Genomic DNA, 13,671 nt, shown 5'->3' with positions numbered 1-13,671 from the left:
GCGGATCACCCTCCGTCCGGCGGCTCCCCGGCACGGGCCCCGGCGGTCTCGACGGGGCGCTCCAGGTTTCCCGTCCGTTCCAGCTCCCTGACCAGTTCCTGGAGTTCGGAGCGGATCCAGTCGCGGGTGGCCACCTCCCCGAGCCCCATGCGGAGCGACGCGATCTCACGGGTGAGGAACTCGGTGTCGGCGATGCTGCGCTCGTTCTGTTTACGGTCCTGCTCGAGATTGACCCGGTCCCGGTCGTCCTGCCGGTTCTGCGCGAGCAGGATCAGCGGCGCCGCGTACGACGCCTGAAGCGACAGGGCGAGGGTCAGAAAGATGAACGGGTACTCGTCGAAGCGCAGCGGCGCCGGCAGCAGCACGTTCCACGCGATCCACAGGGTGACGACGAACGTCATCCAGACGATGAACCGGCCCGTGCCCAGGAAGCGGGCGATCTCCTCCGACAGGCGTCCGAAGGCGTCGGGGTCGTACTCCGGCAGCAGTCTGCGCCGCCGGGCCCGCGGCACGTCCAGGCGGCCGCGCGAGCTGCGCTCCCGGTCCTTCTCGCGCTCGCGTGCCTCTTCGCGTTCCCGGTCCCGCTCGCGCTCGCGGGCCCCTTCGCGTCCCCGGTTCCTCTCACGGTCGCGGACGCGACCCCTCTCGCGGTCGCGGATCCGTTCCCTGTCCCGTTCAGCCGCCATGCCGTGCGATCCCCTCCGCTCGCGGTCCACCCGCGTCGGGTAGCCGCTCTGCGGCCTCCTCACGCCAGTCGGGGGGCAGGAGGTGGTCCAGGACGTCGTCGACCGTGACGGCGCCCAGGAGATGACCGCCCTCGTCGACGACCGGCGCCGCCACGATGTTGTACGTCGCGAGGTAGCTGCTCACCGCCGGAAGCGTGGTCTCCGGCGGCAGCGGACGCAGATCGGTGTCGACGATCGAGCCGACGAGGGTGAACGGCGGATCCCGCAGCAGCCGCTGGAAGTGGACGAGCCCCAGGTACTTCCCCGTGGGGGTCTCGTCGGGCGGACGGCAGACGAAGACCTGCGCGGCCAGCGGAGCCGACAGGTCGGCGTTGCGCACCCGCGCGAGGGCCAGCGCAACGGTGTCGTCGGGCTGGAGCACGATGGGCTCCGTCGTCATCATGTTGCCGGCGGTGCCCTCCTCGTAGGACAGCAGCCGCCGTACGGGAGCCGCGTCCTGAGGCCGCATCAGCTGGAGCAGCCGCTCCTTGTCCTGTTCGGCGAGTTCGGAGAGCAGGTCGGCGGCGTCGTCCGGGTCCATGGCCTCCAGCACGTCCGCGGCCCGCTCGTCGGGCAGCTCGTCGAGGAGTTCGACCTGGTCGTCGGTGGGCAGCTCCTCCAGTACGTCGGCGAGCCGGTCGTCGTCGAGGGCGGCCGCGACCTCCACCCGGCGCTTCGCCGAGAGGTGGTGGACGGTGTTGGCGATGTCCGCGGGCCGCATCCTTTCGAAGGTGGCGAGCAGCGTGGCGGCGCCCTGCTCCTGCTCGTCGAGGGAGAAGCCGGTGACGGCCGACCACTCGACGGTCAGCGTCTCGCCGCGCCGCCGCAGTGCGCCGCCCTTGCCGCGACGCCCGCGCCGCACGAACACCTTGTCGATCTGCCAGTCGCGGCGTGCCGGGAGCTGCTGGAGCCCGACGTCGAGGACGGTGACCTGCTCGCCGGTCTCCACCATGGTCACCTGACGGTCCAGCAGCTCCCCCAGGATGAGCGTCTCGGCGGGACGCTGTTCGAAGCGGCGCATGTTCACCACCCCGGTGGTGATGACCTGGCCGGACTCCACACCGGTGACCCGCGTCATCGGCAGGAAGACCCGCCGCCTGCTGACCACTTCGACCACGAGCCCGAGGACGCTCGGCGGCCGTTCGTGCTGCGGGCCGCCGGCGTCGGCCGCGGGCTGGCCGCGCAGCATCACGACGACGTCGCGCACCCGTCCCACCTGGTCGCCGTTGGGGTCGAAGACGGCGACTCCGGACAGGTGCGACACGAAGACCCGGGAGGCGCCTGCGGCCATCGGTCGGGCCCTCCTCGTCCGTCCGCACTCCGGTGCATACACACCCTTTGCCGTCTTCAGCCTAGCCTGGCGCGGCCTTGCGGGACCTTGCGCGATGGTCCGGACGGCTGCCGTCCGCCCCCGGGTGCGGGCACCGGTAAGGTGCGTCTCCCGGCTCGATCTCCAGGAGGTTGCCGACGTGGTTGGAAGCGCTTATGGGGCCTCCCCGCCGAAGGCATATGGGGCGGCCTCCCCGCCGAAGGCACATGGGGTCTCCCCGCCGAAGGCAGGGGACGCACGAGGACGCATGATCCTCAGGGGCGCCGTCTGCGTGGCACTCACAGTGGTGCTGGCCGCGTGCGGGAACAGCGATCCCGACGCCGGCACCAACGGGGTCGGCAAGCTCTCCGCGTCCAAGATCGAGAAGAAGGCACGGGCAGCGGCCGAGAAGGCCAACTCGGTCAAGCTGTCCGGGAACGTCGTCAGCAAGGGCCAGACCTACCGTCTGAACGTGCGGCTCAAGCGCGACGGAGCCATGGGCAAGGTCTCCGTCAACGGCGGTTCCACCTTCTGGCTGCTGCGAATCGGCAAGGAGCTGTACCTCAAGGCGGACGCCCGGTTCTGGGCGCGGCAGGAGAAGGGCGGCAAGCAGCCGTCCAAGTCCGATGTGCAGGCTGCGAGCAAGCTCGACGACAAGTACGTGAAGGTGCCGTCGGGCGATCCTGCCTACAGGCAGCTCAGCGGTTTCGCCGACATGCAGGTGCTGCTGGACGGGCTGCTGGTGATGAACGGCAAGCGGGAGAGCGGCGAGCGCGGCGAGGTGGGCGGCGTCAGCACCGTCCGCGTCCAGGGGGGCGGCGGAAGCGGCGGCATCGTCGACGTCTCGCTGGCCGGAACTCCGTATCCGCTGCGCATCGAGCGCGCGGGCGGCGCCGGCACGCTCCGACTCGACGACTGGAACAAGGAGTTCGAGCTGGAGGCCCCCGCGAAGCAGCAAGTCGTGGACTACGGCAAGGAGATCGTGGCGAACAAGGGCTGAGCCCGGTCGGGGGACGAGTCCGCGTGCCCGGACGCCCGGGCACGGCCGCCCGCTCGCGTCACGTGCCGTGCTGACGGCGCCTGCGGAAGAGCAGCCTGGGCAGGCCCACGGGAATGCGGCGGCGGGTCGTCGCGCGCGTCGGCAGGGGCACCGCCGCCTGTGAGCCGTCCGGCATGGCGCCGGGCTTCTCCGCCGGGGCGCCCGCGGGCTCCAGCCTCAGCACCCGGCACTCACGGGCCCAGCGTTCGGCGAGGGTGGCGAAGTCCGGCGCGTTGAGCCGCTTGCTCCTCAGCTCGCCGACGACCGTCTCCCACTGCTCGCCGCCGGGCGCCAACTCGACCACGCGCGCGGGCCAGACGACCAGCCGGCCGCCCTTGTCCTTGCTGCGCACGCTGACCGTCGCCGTGCCGCCGTCACTCAACCCGAGGCCGTCGAGGGGCTGTTCGAGCGGTCCGCCGCCGACGATGCAGACGGCACCGTCGTGCCACACGTGCCACAGGGCGCGCGAAGGGCCCTCCGGGCCGCGCACCCAGATGAGGCCGGACTTCTTGCTGGCTTCCTCGATAAGGGCCTGATCGAGCAGCGTCATGTGCGCAGGCTACCGGGCGGGGGCGGCGGGACCGGTGGCCGCGTGGCCGCCTGTCGTCACCGACCGTCAACGTGCGGCGTCAACTCCGTGCGACGAGGCCCCTCGTCAGAGCCACCCGTTGCGCTTGAAGCCGCGGTAGATGGCGACGCAGATGGTCACCGTGACGGCCATCACTGTGGGATAGCCGTATTTCCAGCCCAGTTCAGGCATGTACTTGAAGTTCATCCCGTAGATTCCGGCGATCATGGTCGGCACAGCGAAGATCGCCGCCCATGAAGTGATCTTGCGCATGTCCTCGTTCTGCGCGACGGTCGCCTGCGCGAGGTTGGCCTGCAGGATCGAGTTGAGGAGGTCGTCGAAGGCCAGCACCTGTTCGTTGACCCTCGTCAGGTGGTCGGCCACGTCGCGGAAGTACTTCTGGATCTCCGGGTCGATGACGTGCATCGGGCGCTCGCTCACCTGCTGCATCGGCCGCAGCAGCGGGGAGACGGCCCGCTTGAACTCCAGGACCTCGCGCTTGAGCTGGTAGATCCGCCCGGCGTCCCCGCCGCGCCGCCCGGTGCCCGTGGTGTTCGAGAAGACCTCGATCTCCACCTCGTCGATGTCGTCCTGGACCGCGTCGGCCACCGCGAGATATCCGTCCACCGTCTGGTCCGCGATGGCGTGCAGCACCACCGACGGGCCCTTGGCGAGGAGTTCGGCGTCGTCCTCCATGCGGTGCCGCAGCGCCCGCAGCGAGCCCTGACCGCCATGGCGCACCGTGATGATGTAGTCCCCGCCGGTGAAGCACATCACCTCGCCGGTCTCCACCACCTCGCTGGTGGAGGTGAGTTCGGCGTGCTCCACGTAGTGGATCGTCTTGAATACGGTGAACACGCTGTCGTCGTAGCGCTCCAGCTTCGGGCGCTGGTGTGCGTGCACCGCGTCCTCGACGGCCAGCGGGTGCAGCCCGTACTCCGTCGCGATGCCGGAGAACTCCCGCTCCGTCGGCTCGTGCAGACCGATCCACACGAACTCGCGGCCCCCGCTGGCGCGCACCCGGCGCAGCGCCTCGTCGGGGCTCAGCCGCTCGTCGACGCGCCTTCCGTCGCGGTAGACCGCGCAGTCGACGACGGCCGTGCCGGCGGCGTCCGTGCGGGTGTTCTCGTAGGGGTGGGCCGAGCGGGGTCCCTTGCGCAGGGACGGGCGGACGGCGGCGCGCAGGTCTCGGATCATCGACATGCTGGGCTCCTTGTCGGTGCCGTACGGCGGCCCGGCCCAGCGCTGCCCGGAATGTGGACCTACGGATTCGTCACGGTGTTTCGCCGACGGCCGGAGGTCTGCAAAGCGGGTACCGCTCGGTGCCGGTCGCGACGGCGTTCGGTGGTTCGCTGTCGGACGGTGTGGAGCGAAGCTCTGCGCTCTTCCGTCCCGCGCATCTTGCGGAACCCGTGGAGAACTGCCCCGGGAGAAAAGCTTCCCCGTGAGGTTTCACCGCCGAAGTGGCCGGGGAGTAGGGCGCTCAGGAGTGGGGGCGCGGGTTCGCGACGGAAGAGCAGTTGGTACTGCACGGTCGACTCGGATCCATGTCAGTCCCACCTCCTCCGGCCGGTCCCCGTCGGGGGACGATTCGCATGCCTGACCAGCAGCCAACGGTAACACCGGTCAGGCGCTGCCGTGTCCGTCCGAGCCGCCGGGCGCATCTCTTTGCCTCGTCCTTACGCGATTATGCTCGCGTCATGGCAGTCGTAGCGGAACTGGTGGAGGCACGGCTGCGTTCGGCGCTGGGTGAGCCGGACGCGCGGGCGTCGGTGACTTTCCTCGGCACCGAACGCATCGAGGTCCTGCGATTTCAGGACGACGGCGTCGTGCGCTACGCCACGCTCGGGATGTCGGCCGCCCCGATGACCGATCCCGCCGCGGCGCTCGCCGACCCGGACCGGGGCCCGCGTGCCGAACTCCTGCTGTCCGTACGGGCCGGAGTCGCGGAGACCGACAAGGTGCTGCGGCCGTTGGCCGTACTCGCGGCCTCACCGCAGGTCGAGGGTGTCGTCGTTGCGCCGGGCGCCTCACTGGACATCGGCGAACCGCTGTGGCCCGGGGCCTCGTTCACCTCCGTCCTGGTGGCCGAACCGGGCGGTCTCGTCGAAGACTTGGAGCTCGAGCCGCCTCTGGAGCCGGTGCGTTTCCTGCCGCTGCTGCCGATGACGCCCAACGAGGCGGCGTGGAAGCGGGCGCGGGGAGCGGAGGCGCTTCAGGAGCGCTGGCTGCGGCACGGCACCGATCTGCGTGATCCGCTGCGCGAAGCCGTTCCGCTGGCGGGCTGAGCGTCCGGCCTGCGGTCCTCCGTGCCCGGAAACCGGGCGTACGGGCCGGTGTCCACGCTCCCGCCGTCCTCCCGGCGAGGTGATCGTCCTTGACGCGGCGGCCACCGGGGAGCACCGTTGTTCACCATGAGGGGCGAACCCAGTTGCCCGAAGTGCGGTGGCCGGGTACGGGCGCCCGGACTCTTCGCCGACACCTGGCAGTGCGATCTGCACGGCACGGTGCATCCGTTGCAGCCCGTGGTTCCCCCCAGCGTCGAAGCTCTCGCCGTGGCCGTGGGCCGTACGAGGGTGCCCGTCTGGATGCCGTGGCCGCTGCCCGTGGGCTGGCTCTTCTCCGGTGTCGCCTGCGCGGGCGACGACCGCAGCGGCGGGCGCGCGACTGCGGTGGCCTGTTCCGGTCCGGGGCCGCTTGGCGGCCCGGGAGAACTGATCCTGGTGGCGGAGGAGTTGGGCGTCGGCCTCGGTGCGCGCTACGCCGGCGTCGACGGTCCCGACCCCGGCCCCGGCATGTGCGTCGACCAGCCGCCGCCCGTGAAGGTGCTCGCCGCCGGACGGCCCGCACCGCTGTGGCATGTGACGGGCTCGGCCAGTGACCGGGCCGTCTTCGCCGGCGAGGCACTCGGGCTGTGGCTGTGGGCGATCGTGTGGCCGGAGCAGTCGGGGCTGCTGATGTACGACGAACTCGTCCTCACCGACCTGCGCGACGCCGGTGCGGAGGTCGACCTGCTGCCGTGCGGCACGCTCTCGCCGCGCCTCATCTCCTGAGCCTGTTCCCGGCCCTCTCCTGACGGTGCTCTCCCCGCCGGTCCTTCCTGACCCGGGCCCCGCCCCGGGGTGGCGGCAGTCGCGCGTGGCTATCCTGGACATCGCCGCCGTACGCCTCGTCCGCAGTTGGAGCCCGCCTCGTGCGCATCGATCTGCACACCCACTCCACCGCCTCGGACGGCACGGACACCCCCGAGGAACTGGTCCGGGGTGCGGCGGCCGCAGGACTCGACGTCGTCGCGCTGACGGACCACGACACCGTCTCCGGGCACGATGCCGCTGTGCGTGCACTGCCGAGCGGACTCACACTGGTTCCGGGCGCCGAGCTCTCCTGCCGCCTCGACGGCGTCAGCCTGCACATGCTGGCGTACCTCTTCGATCCGGCCGAGCCGGAGTTCGCCCGGGAGCGCGAACTCGTACGCGACGACCGCGTCCCGCGTGCCCGCAGCATGGTCGCCAAGCTGCGGGAGCTCGGCGTCGACGTGACATGGGAGCGGGTGCAGGAGATCGCGGGCGACGGCGCGGTGGGACGCCCGCACATCGCCACGGCCATGGTCGAGGCCGGCGTCGTCGAGAGCGTCTCGGACGCCTTCACCGAGGAGTGGATCGCGAACGACGGCCGCGCCTACGCCGAGAAGCACGAGCTCGATCCGTTCGACGCGCTGCGCCTGATCAAGGGGGCGGGCGGCGTCGCCGTCCTCGCGCACCCGTTCGCCGCCAAGCGCGGCCAGTGCGTGCCGGAGCACGCCGTCGCGGACCTGGCAGCCGCCGGCCTCGACGGTGTCGAAGCCGACCACATGGACCACGAACCGGCGACCCGCGCCCGCCTGCACGCTCTCGCCGGCGACCTCGGGCTGCTCGCCACCGGCTCCAGCGACTACCACGGGAGCCGCAAGAGCTGCCTGCTGGGCGAACACACCACCGACCCGGAGGTCTACGAAGCGATCGTCTCCCGCGCCTCCGGCGCCTCGCCCGTCACGGGCCCCGGTGAGGGCGCCGGCGCCGCCCGGACGGCCGGGCCCGTCACCGGCTGACGCCGCCGTCGTCCCAGAACGACGCGAGCGCGCGGGCCGTCTCCGCCGGGCGCTCGGCGTTCGGTGAGTGGCCCGCCCCCGCCACGACCGTGCGGACGGCACCGAGCCGTCTCGCGGTCTCGTCCAGCAGCGGAATCGGCCAGGCGTAGTCCTCCGAGCCGGACAGCACGTGGACGGGGAGGGGCTCCGCGCGGCGGGAGAGGGCCGCGGCGAGTTCGTCGGTCCTGTCCGGCTCGTCGAGCAACTGCTGTGCTGTGGCGGAGAGTTGTTCCGGCACGTTCGCCATCCAGCGGCGGTGGAGGAAGCGGGTCACTTCGGGCGGCGTCGCCTCGTCGGCCGCCTCGACGGGGTCCAGCTCGGACATCGCGAGCCAGATCTCCTCCATCTCCATCACCCCGAGCGCTCCGAGCAGCATCTTCAGACGGTGCTGCTGGGAGGCGGAGACGGCAGCGGGGCCGCTGCTCATGAGGGTGAGGGACGTGAAGGGCGAGTCGTCCCGGAGCACGGCGGCCCGTGCGACGAGACCGCCCAGCGAGTGCCCCAGCAGGTGAATGCCGGAGGCGCCGTCCTCACGGAGCGCCGCGGTCAGGGCGAGCACGTCCCGCGCGAGCTCCGGTTGCGCATACACGGACTCCTCGCGCGGGCCGCCCGTCTCGTACTGGCCGCGCCCGTCGACCGCCACGACCCGGTAGCCCATGCCGGCGAGCGGGTCGAGCAGGGCGAGGAAGTCCTCCTTGCTGCCGGTGAAGCCAGGGATCAGCAACGCCGTACCGAGACGCGGCTCGCCCGCGTCGTGTACAGCGAACTCGCCGCGCACCGTGGGCAGTCGGTACGCGCGGACCGTGGGCGGCAGCCCGAGGGACGGCGGCTTGCTCATGCGACGACGCTACCGCTGCCGCCGCCGCGGGTCACCGCCGCGCACCGCTCCCCGGCCGGCGGCGCGGGCGGGTGTCCCCGCACACCCGAGGCCCGGCGCGCCCCTCATCGGGGCTGCCGGGCCTCGGCGCGATGTGGTTGCCGGCGGATCAGCTCTCCGGGCCCCCATTCGCCTGCTGAGCCGCCTTGGTGCCGCCGTTGCCGCCACCGCGTGTGCGGCGCCTGCGGCGCGGCTTGGCGCCCTCCTCGGGGGAGGCGTCCTGCTGGTGACTCGCCGTGGCGGTCGCTGTGGCAGCCGTGGACCCGTCGGCGGCGGAGGCCCCGGCGGCTGCGTTCGCGGCACCGCCACGGGTGCGGCGCCTGCGGCGCGGCTTGTGTGCGGCCGTGCCGTCCTCGTCCGGTCCGCCCGCCGGCGTGAGCGGTGCGCCGTCGGCCGCACCGGCCTTCGTCCCGGCGACGTCGTCACCGACGGGCCTGCCGTTGCGCGTGCGGCGCCGCTGGCGCGGCGGGCGTGTGTGCTTCGGACCCTCGCCGGCCTCGGCGCTCTGGCCACGGCCGCCACGGCCGCGCGCCGGGCCGCGCCCCGTCTCGCCCAGGTCCTCGACCTCCTCCGCCGACAGGCCCGCGCGGGTGCGCTCGCCGCGCGGCAGAACACCCTTGGTGCCCTCGGGGATGCCGAGTGCCCCGTAGAGGTGCGGGGAGGTGGAGTAGGTCTCCTCCGGGTCGGCCAGGCCGAGCTCCAGCGCCTTGTTGATCAGCTGCCAGCGCGGGATGTCGTCCCAGTCGACGAGGGTCACGGCCGTACCGGAGGCGCCGGCCCGGCCGGTGCGCCCGATCCGGTGCAGATACGTCTTCTCGTCCTCGGGAGTCTGGTAGTTGATGACGTGCGTCACGTTGTCGACGTCGATGCCCCGTGCCGCCACGTCCGTGCAGACCAGGACGTTGACCTTGCCGTTGCGGAACGCGCGCAGCGCCTGCTCGCGAGCGCCCTGGCCCAGATCGCCGTGGACGGCGCCCGCGGCGAAGCCGCGCCGGGCGAGCTGGTCGGCGACGTCGGCCGCCGTCCGCTTCGTACGGCAGAAGATCATCGCGAGCTCGCAGCCCTCGGCCTGCAGGATGCGGGCCACCATCTCCTGCTTGTCCATGGAGTGGGCGCGGAAGGCGTGCTGTGTGGTGTTGGCCACAGTCTGGCCGACGTCGTCCGGCTCGGACGCACGGATGTGCGTGGGGCGGTTCATGTACCGGCGGGCCAGGGAGATGACCTGCCCCGGCATCGTCGCGGAGAAGAGCATGGTCTGCCGCTTCGCCGGCAGCATCTGGATGATCTTCTCGACGTCCGGGAGGAATCCCAGGTCGAGCATCTCGTCGGCCTCGTCGAGCACGAGGGTGCGTACGTCGGAGAGCCGCAGCTTCTTCTGGCCGGCGAGGTCGAGCAGCCGCCCGGGCGTTCCGACGACGACGTCGACGCCCTTCCTCAGGGCCTCGACCTGCGGCTCGTACGCGCGACCGCCGTAGATCGACAGCACGCGGACGTTGCGGACCTTGCCCGCGGTCTGCAGGTCGTTCGTGACCTGCTGGCACAGCTCACGCGTCGGTACGACGACGAGCGCCTGGGGAGAGTCGGTGAGCAGCTCCGGTGCGGCCCGGCCCGCCTCGACGTCGGCGGGCACGGTGACGGCTTCGAGCAGCGGAAGGCCGAAGCCCAGCGTCTTGCCGGTGCCGGTCTTCGCCTGGCCGATCACATCGCCGCCGGCGAGGGCGACGGGGAGAGTCATCTGCTGGATGGGGAAGGGAGTGCTGATGCCGACGGCTTCGAGGGCCTCGGCCGTCTCGGAAAGGATTCCGAGTTCGCGGAAAGTCGTGGTGGACAGGATGCTGGCCTCTTCTGTGTGACGCGCGAGGAGGCGGCGAGGAGGGTCGTACCGCATCAACCGGGGCGGCGCCTTGCCGGCCCGCCGGTCTGTGCGGGACCACTGGCTCTCGCTCAAGCGCTCTTCACGCGAGCGGTCCCTCATGGTCACGGGACGGTGGGGATCACCGCGCCACGCGGAGGGCTGTCGGGGTCGGAGCCGATCGGGCCTCCGACCGGGCATCCGCATTTGCGTACAGGAGTCCGCCGTCCGGCGGGATCCAATATCACTGTACCCCGGATCCGCGCATGTGTACCGGGGCGATTGTTGTGTACGAGTCCACTGTGGTCTCCGAGCCCGGAACCAGGGGCTTCCAGGCCAGGTGACGCGGGCTATCGTGCTCGTCATGGAGACCAATGGGAAGAGCCCCGAGCCGGTGCACACAGGGATCGCCACCCAGGACTGGACCGAGGCGTCCGCCGATCCCACGTACCGGGCGGCAGTGGTGGATCTGCTGGGCGCGCTCGCCTACGGGGAGCTTTCCGCCTTCGAGCGGCTCGCGGAGGACGCGAAGCTCGCGCCCACTCTCGCCGACAAGGCCCAGCTGGCGTCCATGGCGGCCGCCGAGTTCCAGCACTTCGTGCAGCTGCGCGACCGGCTGTCCGTGATCGACACGGAGCCGACCGAGGCCATGGAGCCCTTCGCCGCCGCGCTGGACGAGTTCCACCGGCAGACCGCCCCCTCCGACTGGCTCGAGGGCCTGATCAAGGCGTACGTCGGCGACTCGATCGCCGCGGACTTCTACCGAGAGGTCGCCACGCGCCTGGACTCCGACACCCGTGCACTGGTGCTGGGCGTCCTCGACGACAGCGGGCATTCGAGCTTCGCCGTGGAGAAGGTGCGCGGCGCCATCGAGGAGGATCCGCGGGTCGGCGGACGACTGGCGCTGTGGGCGCGGCGGCTGATGGGGGAGGCCCTCTCGCAGGCGCAGCGCGTGGTCGCCGACCGCGACGCGCTCTCGACGATGCTGGTGGGCGGCCTCGCGGACGGGTTCGACCTGGCCGAGGTAGGCCGGATGTTCTCCCGTATCACCGAGGCGCACACGAAGCGCATGGCGGCACTTGGGCTCGCGGCCTGACCAAGGACCGTACGGGAACCGCCGGTTGAGGCCGCCGCCGGTACAGCGGCATCCGGTGACCGGCTCCCGACGCCCGAACGAGCGACGGGGACGGGCGGGCGGCGCTTGACCGGGCACGGCCGGCCTCCGGGCAACCCCCGGGCCGGTTGCGCGCGCCGCGCTTCTACACGTGCGGCGCGCTCGGGACTTCGCGACCCAGCCGCTGTGCCGGGCGGGCGCTCTCGCCGAGAAGCAGTGAGAGGATCGCCACACTCACGAGCGCCGCGACCGTCAACGTCACCAGCGGGTGCCCGCCGCCGAGGACGATGTGACAGATGAGCCCGCCGAGAAGCGCGGCCGCCGGGCCCGTCGCGAGCACGAGTGAACGGTCGGGGAGTCGCTCGGGCAGCTGCCGGGTGGCGGCGTAGGCGATGGCGAGTCCCACGGCCATGGCGCCGAGTGCCTCCCAGATCATGGGGACCTCCTCGGGGTGGACGGCGGCCGGTCCGGCCGCCGTGCAGTGCGAGTCGCTCCCGTACTCCCCTTGTGGCGGGCACGCGAAACGGCGGCTCCCCGAAAGATTCGGGAAGCCGCCGTCATGCCCGACGAATGAGTGCCCGGGCACTCAGATCGTGCCGAACCCCACCTTGCGGCCGCTGTGTTCGCCGATCTCGACGTAGGCGACGCGGTCCGCCGGAACCAGGATCCTGCGACCGTGCTCGTCCGCCAGGTTGAGCATGTTCGAGCCGCTGCCGGCCAGTGCGGCCGACACCGCGCTCTCGACTTCTTCGGGAGACTGCTTGCTCTCGAAGACGATCTCGCGGGGCGCGTGCTGCACGCCGATCTTGACCTCCACGGCTATGTCCCTCCGAACGGGCAGTTGAATACGCGGTCAGCCGCGCTGTACGGGCCAACATTAGCCCGACGGCGGCCCGTGCCGGGGTCCGGCTCCGCACGCCCGCAGCGAACAAGCGGGAGCCCCCGCCGGTTTCGCGGGGGCTCCTTTGCACGCGCGTGTGAGGTCCCGCCGGGACCCACGGTTCACTGCATGGGGAATCCGGCGATGCCCCTCCACGACAGGGACGAGATCAGCTTCGCGGCGGCGTCCCGGGGGATGGGACGTCCCGAGCCGAGCCAGTACCGAGCGGTGATCTGCGCCATACCGCACAGCCCCACGGCGAGCAGCATCGACTGGTCGCGCGAGAGTTTGGTGTCCTCGGCGATGACGTCGCTGACGGCTTCCGCGCAATCCAGGCTCACCCTGTCGACGCGGTCGCGAACGGCGGGCTCGTTGGTGAGGTCGGACTCGAAGACGAGCCGGAACGCGCCCCCTTCGTCCTCGACGTACGCGAAGTAGGCGTCCATCGTCGCCGCGACGCGCTGCTTGTTGTCCGTCGTGGAGGCCAGGGCGGCCCGTACCGCCTCCAGAAGCGACTCGCAGTGCTGGTCCAGCAGCGCAAGGTAGAGGTCGAGTTTGCCCGGAAAGTGCTGGTAGAGCACCGGCTTGCTGACGCCCGCCCGGTCGGCGATGTCGTCCATGGCCGCCGCGTGGTAACCCTGCGCGACGAAGACTTCCTGCGCCGCTCCCAGGAGTTGGTTGCGTCGGGCCCGGCGCGGCAGGCGCGTGCCACGTGGGCGCGCCTCTGTCTGCTCGATGGCTGTCACGCCGCCTCCCTGATCGATCTCTGTGCGCGGTTTGCGCTGCGCCTGCCATCGTACTTTTCGGTAACCGGACTGTGACTGCCGCGGGCCGAAAATTTCATTCCGGCACTGACAGCGGGCGCGTCATCGGTATTCATCCTCGTTCAGTTCGACCACGCGGGCCTGCTCGGCGGCGTCGGCGGGGTCGACCTCGATGTCCTCGCGGCCGGTGATGGGCTCGTCCCGCTGACGGAGCAGATCGGCGTGCTGTTCGGCGGCGTCCTCCGGGGGAGCTTCGATACCGGTTGCTGCCAGATCCGGTTCCTCCTCGTAGGTGTCCTCGAAGTTGTCCGGGTCGGTCGGGTCAACAGACATGCTCGCTCCCCTTTCCAGAAGGACGCCTCTTATTCGAGGCTACGTCGTGGCCGCGGTGCTCCTGTGACGACGAACACCGGTGAA

Annotated in this window: 15 protein-coding genes; 5 read left to right on the top strand and 10 right to left on the bottom strand. The window is 71.3% G+C overall.

All coding sequences use genetic code 11. The annotated features are described in order from the left end of the window. Positions 1-5: 5 nt before the first annotated feature. Positions 6-686 (bottom strand): DUF1003 domain-containing protein, encoded by a 681-nt coding sequence (locus tag EV375_RS13130; RefSeq protein ID WP_130299599.1) that lies wholly within the window; start codon positions 684-686, stop codon positions 6-8. Then, positions 676-2,016, bottom strand: a complete 1,341-nt coding sequence (locus tag EV375_RS13125; protein WP_130299598.1) for a magnesium transporter MgtE N-terminal domain-containing protein — start codon at positions 2,014-2,016, stop codon at positions 676-678. Before EV375_RS13125 ends, EV375_RS13130 begins: the two co-directional genes overlap by 11 nt. A gap of 286 nt (positions 2,017-2,302) precedes the next feature. Here EV375_RS13125 and EV375_RS13120 point away from each other — a divergent pair, with 286 nt between their 5' ends. Further along, positions 2,303-3,034, top strand: coding sequence for a hypothetical protein (locus EV375_RS13120; RefSeq protein ID WP_165434727.1), 732 nt, complete (start codon positions 2,303-2,305; stop codon positions 3,032-3,034). A 58-nt stretch (positions 3,035-3,092) separates the two neighbouring features. Here the strand turns inward: EV375_RS13120 and EV375_RS13115 are convergent, their stop codons facing one another. Continuing rightward, positions 3,093-3,623, bottom strand: a complete 531-nt coding sequence (locus EV375_RS13115; RefSeq protein ID WP_130299597.1) for a hypothetical protein — start codon at positions 3,621-3,623, stop codon at positions 3,093-3,095. Between the two features lie 105 nt (positions 3,624-3,728). Next, positions 3,729-4,844 (bottom strand): magnesium and cobalt transport protein CorA, encoded by a 1,116-nt coding sequence (locus EV375_RS13110; RefSeq protein ID WP_130299596.1) that lies wholly within the window; start codon positions 4,842-4,844, stop codon positions 3,729-3,731. 497 nt (positions 4,845-5,341) lie between these two features. Here EV375_RS13110 and EV375_RS13105 point away from each other — a divergent pair, with 497 nt between their 5' ends. The 3 genes from EV375_RS13105 to EV375_RS13095 all read left to right on the top strand — a co-directional run bounded on the left by EV375_RS13105 (position 5,342) and on the right by EV375_RS13095 (position 7,728). Further along, a complete protein-coding gene (locus tag EV375_RS13105) occupies positions 5,342-5,929 on the top strand; it encodes a suppressor of fused domain protein (protein ID WP_130299595.1) in 588 nt (195 codons plus the stop codon). Between the two features lie 126 nt (positions 5,930-6,055). Then, positions 6,056-6,694: a DUF6758 family protein gene (locus EV375_RS13100; RefSeq protein WP_130299594.1), complete on the top strand. Its 639-nt coding sequence runs from the start codon at positions 6,056-6,058 to the stop codon at positions 6,692-6,694. Between the two features lie 140 nt (positions 6,695-6,834). Beyond that, positions 6,835-7,728: a PHP domain-containing protein gene (locus EV375_RS13095; RefSeq protein WP_130299593.1), complete on the top strand. Its 894-nt coding sequence runs from the start codon at positions 6,835-6,837 to the stop codon at positions 7,726-7,728. Here the strand turns inward: EV375_RS13095 and EV375_RS13090 are convergent. Further along, on the bottom strand, positions 7,718-8,605 hold the full coding sequence (locus tag EV375_RS13090; protein WP_130299592.1) for an alpha/beta fold hydrolase: 888 nt from the start codon (positions 8,603-8,605) through the stop codon (positions 7,718-7,720). The two genes, EV375_RS13095 and EV375_RS13090, sit on opposite strands and share 11 nt — an antisense overlap. A gap of 148 nt (positions 8,606-8,753) precedes the next feature. Beyond that, on the bottom strand, positions 8,754-10,532 hold the full coding sequence (locus EV375_RS13085; protein ID WP_130301816.1) for a DEAD/DEAH box helicase: 1,779 nt from the start codon (positions 10,530-10,532) through the stop codon (positions 8,754-8,756). A 328-nt stretch (positions 10,533-10,860) separates the two neighbouring features. Between EV375_RS13085 and EV375_RS13080 the strand changes: the two genes are divergently transcribed. After that, the gene (locus tag EV375_RS13080) at positions 10,861-11,592 is read left to right on the top strand and encodes a ferritin-like fold-containing protein (protein WP_130299591.1); all 732 of its coding nucleotides are present in this window, start codon (positions 10,861-10,863) and stop codon (positions 11,590-11,592) included. A 163-nt stretch (positions 11,593-11,755) separates the two neighbouring features. Here the strand turns inward: EV375_RS13080 and EV375_RS13075 are convergent, their stop codons facing one another. The 4 genes from EV375_RS13075 to EV375_RS13060 form a co-directional block, all read right to left on the bottom strand. After that, a complete protein-coding gene (locus tag EV375_RS13075) occupies positions 11,756-12,046 on the bottom strand; it encodes a hypothetical protein (RefSeq protein WP_130299590.1) in 291 nt (96 codons plus the stop codon). 150 nt (positions 12,047-12,196) lie between these two features. Next, positions 12,197-12,427, bottom strand: coding sequence for a DUF3107 domain-containing protein (locus EV375_RS13070; protein WP_055486152.1), 231 nt, complete (start codon positions 12,425-12,427; stop codon positions 12,197-12,199). A 185-nt stretch (positions 12,428-12,612) separates the two neighbouring features. Further along, positions 12,613-13,236 (bottom strand): TetR/AcrR family transcriptional regulator, encoded by a 624-nt coding sequence (locus EV375_RS13065; protein ID WP_130299589.1) that lies wholly within the window; start codon positions 13,234-13,236, stop codon positions 12,613-12,615. A gap of 120 nt (positions 13,237-13,356) precedes the next feature. Beyond that, complete coding sequence (locus EV375_RS13060) at positions 13,357-13,587, bottom strand: hypothetical protein (protein WP_055486150.1); 231 nt, start codon at positions 13,585-13,587, stop codon at positions 13,357-13,359. Positions 13,588-13,671: the final 84 nt, after the last annotated feature.

The organism is Streptomyces sp. CNZ301 (assembly GCF_004217425.1).
This window is presented reverse-complemented; position numbering and strand designations above follow the sequence as displayed.

Bases quoted from the DNA above. Each gene is read 5' to 3' on its own strand.
- EV375_RS13120 (WP_165434727.1), top strand. From the start codon at position 2,303: ATGATCCTCAGGGGCGCCGTCTGCGTGGCACTCACAGTGGTGCTGGCC.
- EV375_RS13110 (WP_130299596.1), bottom strand. From the start codon at position 4,844: ATGTCGATGATCCGAGACCTGCGCGCCGCCGTCCGCCCGTCCCTGCGC.
- EV375_RS13060 (WP_055486150.1), bottom strand. From the start codon at position 13,587: ATGTCTGTTGACCCGACCGACCCGGACAACTTCGAGGACACCTACGAG.
- EV375_RS13115 (WP_130299597.1), bottom strand. From the start codon at position 3,623: ATGACGCTGCTCGATCAGGCCCTTATCGAGGAAGCCAGCAAGAAGTCC.
- EV375_RS13075 (WP_130299590.1), bottom strand. From the start codon at position 12,046: ATGATCTGGGAGGCACTCGGCGCCATGGCCGTGGGACTCGCCATCGCC.
- EV375_RS13100 (WP_130299594.1), top strand. From the start codon at position 6,056: ATGAGGGGCGAACCCAGTTGCCCGAAGTGCGGTGGCCGGGTACGGGCG.
- EV375_RS13085 (WP_130301816.1), bottom strand. From the start codon at position 10,532: ATGCGGTACGACCCTCCTCGCCGCCTCCTCGCGCGTCACACAGAAGAG.
- EV375_RS13125 (WP_130299598.1), bottom strand. From the start codon at position 2,016: ATGGCCGCAGGCGCCTCCCGGGTCTTCGTGTCGCACCTGTCCGGAGTC.
- EV375_RS13105 (WP_130299595.1), top strand. From the start codon at position 5,342: ATGGCAGTCGTAGCGGAACTGGTGGAGGCACGGCTGCGTTCGGCGCTG.
- EV375_RS13080 (WP_130299591.1), top strand. From the start codon at position 10,861: ATGGAGACCAATGGGAAGAGCCCCGAGCCGGTGCACACAGGGATCGCC.
- EV375_RS13090 (WP_130299592.1), bottom strand. From the start codon at position 8,605: ATGAGCAAGCCGCCGTCCCTCGGGCTGCCGCCCACGGTCCGCGCGTAC.
- EV375_RS13130 (WP_130299599.1), bottom strand. From the start codon at position 686: ATGGCGGCTGAACGGGACAGGGAACGGATCCGCGACCGCGAGAGGGGT.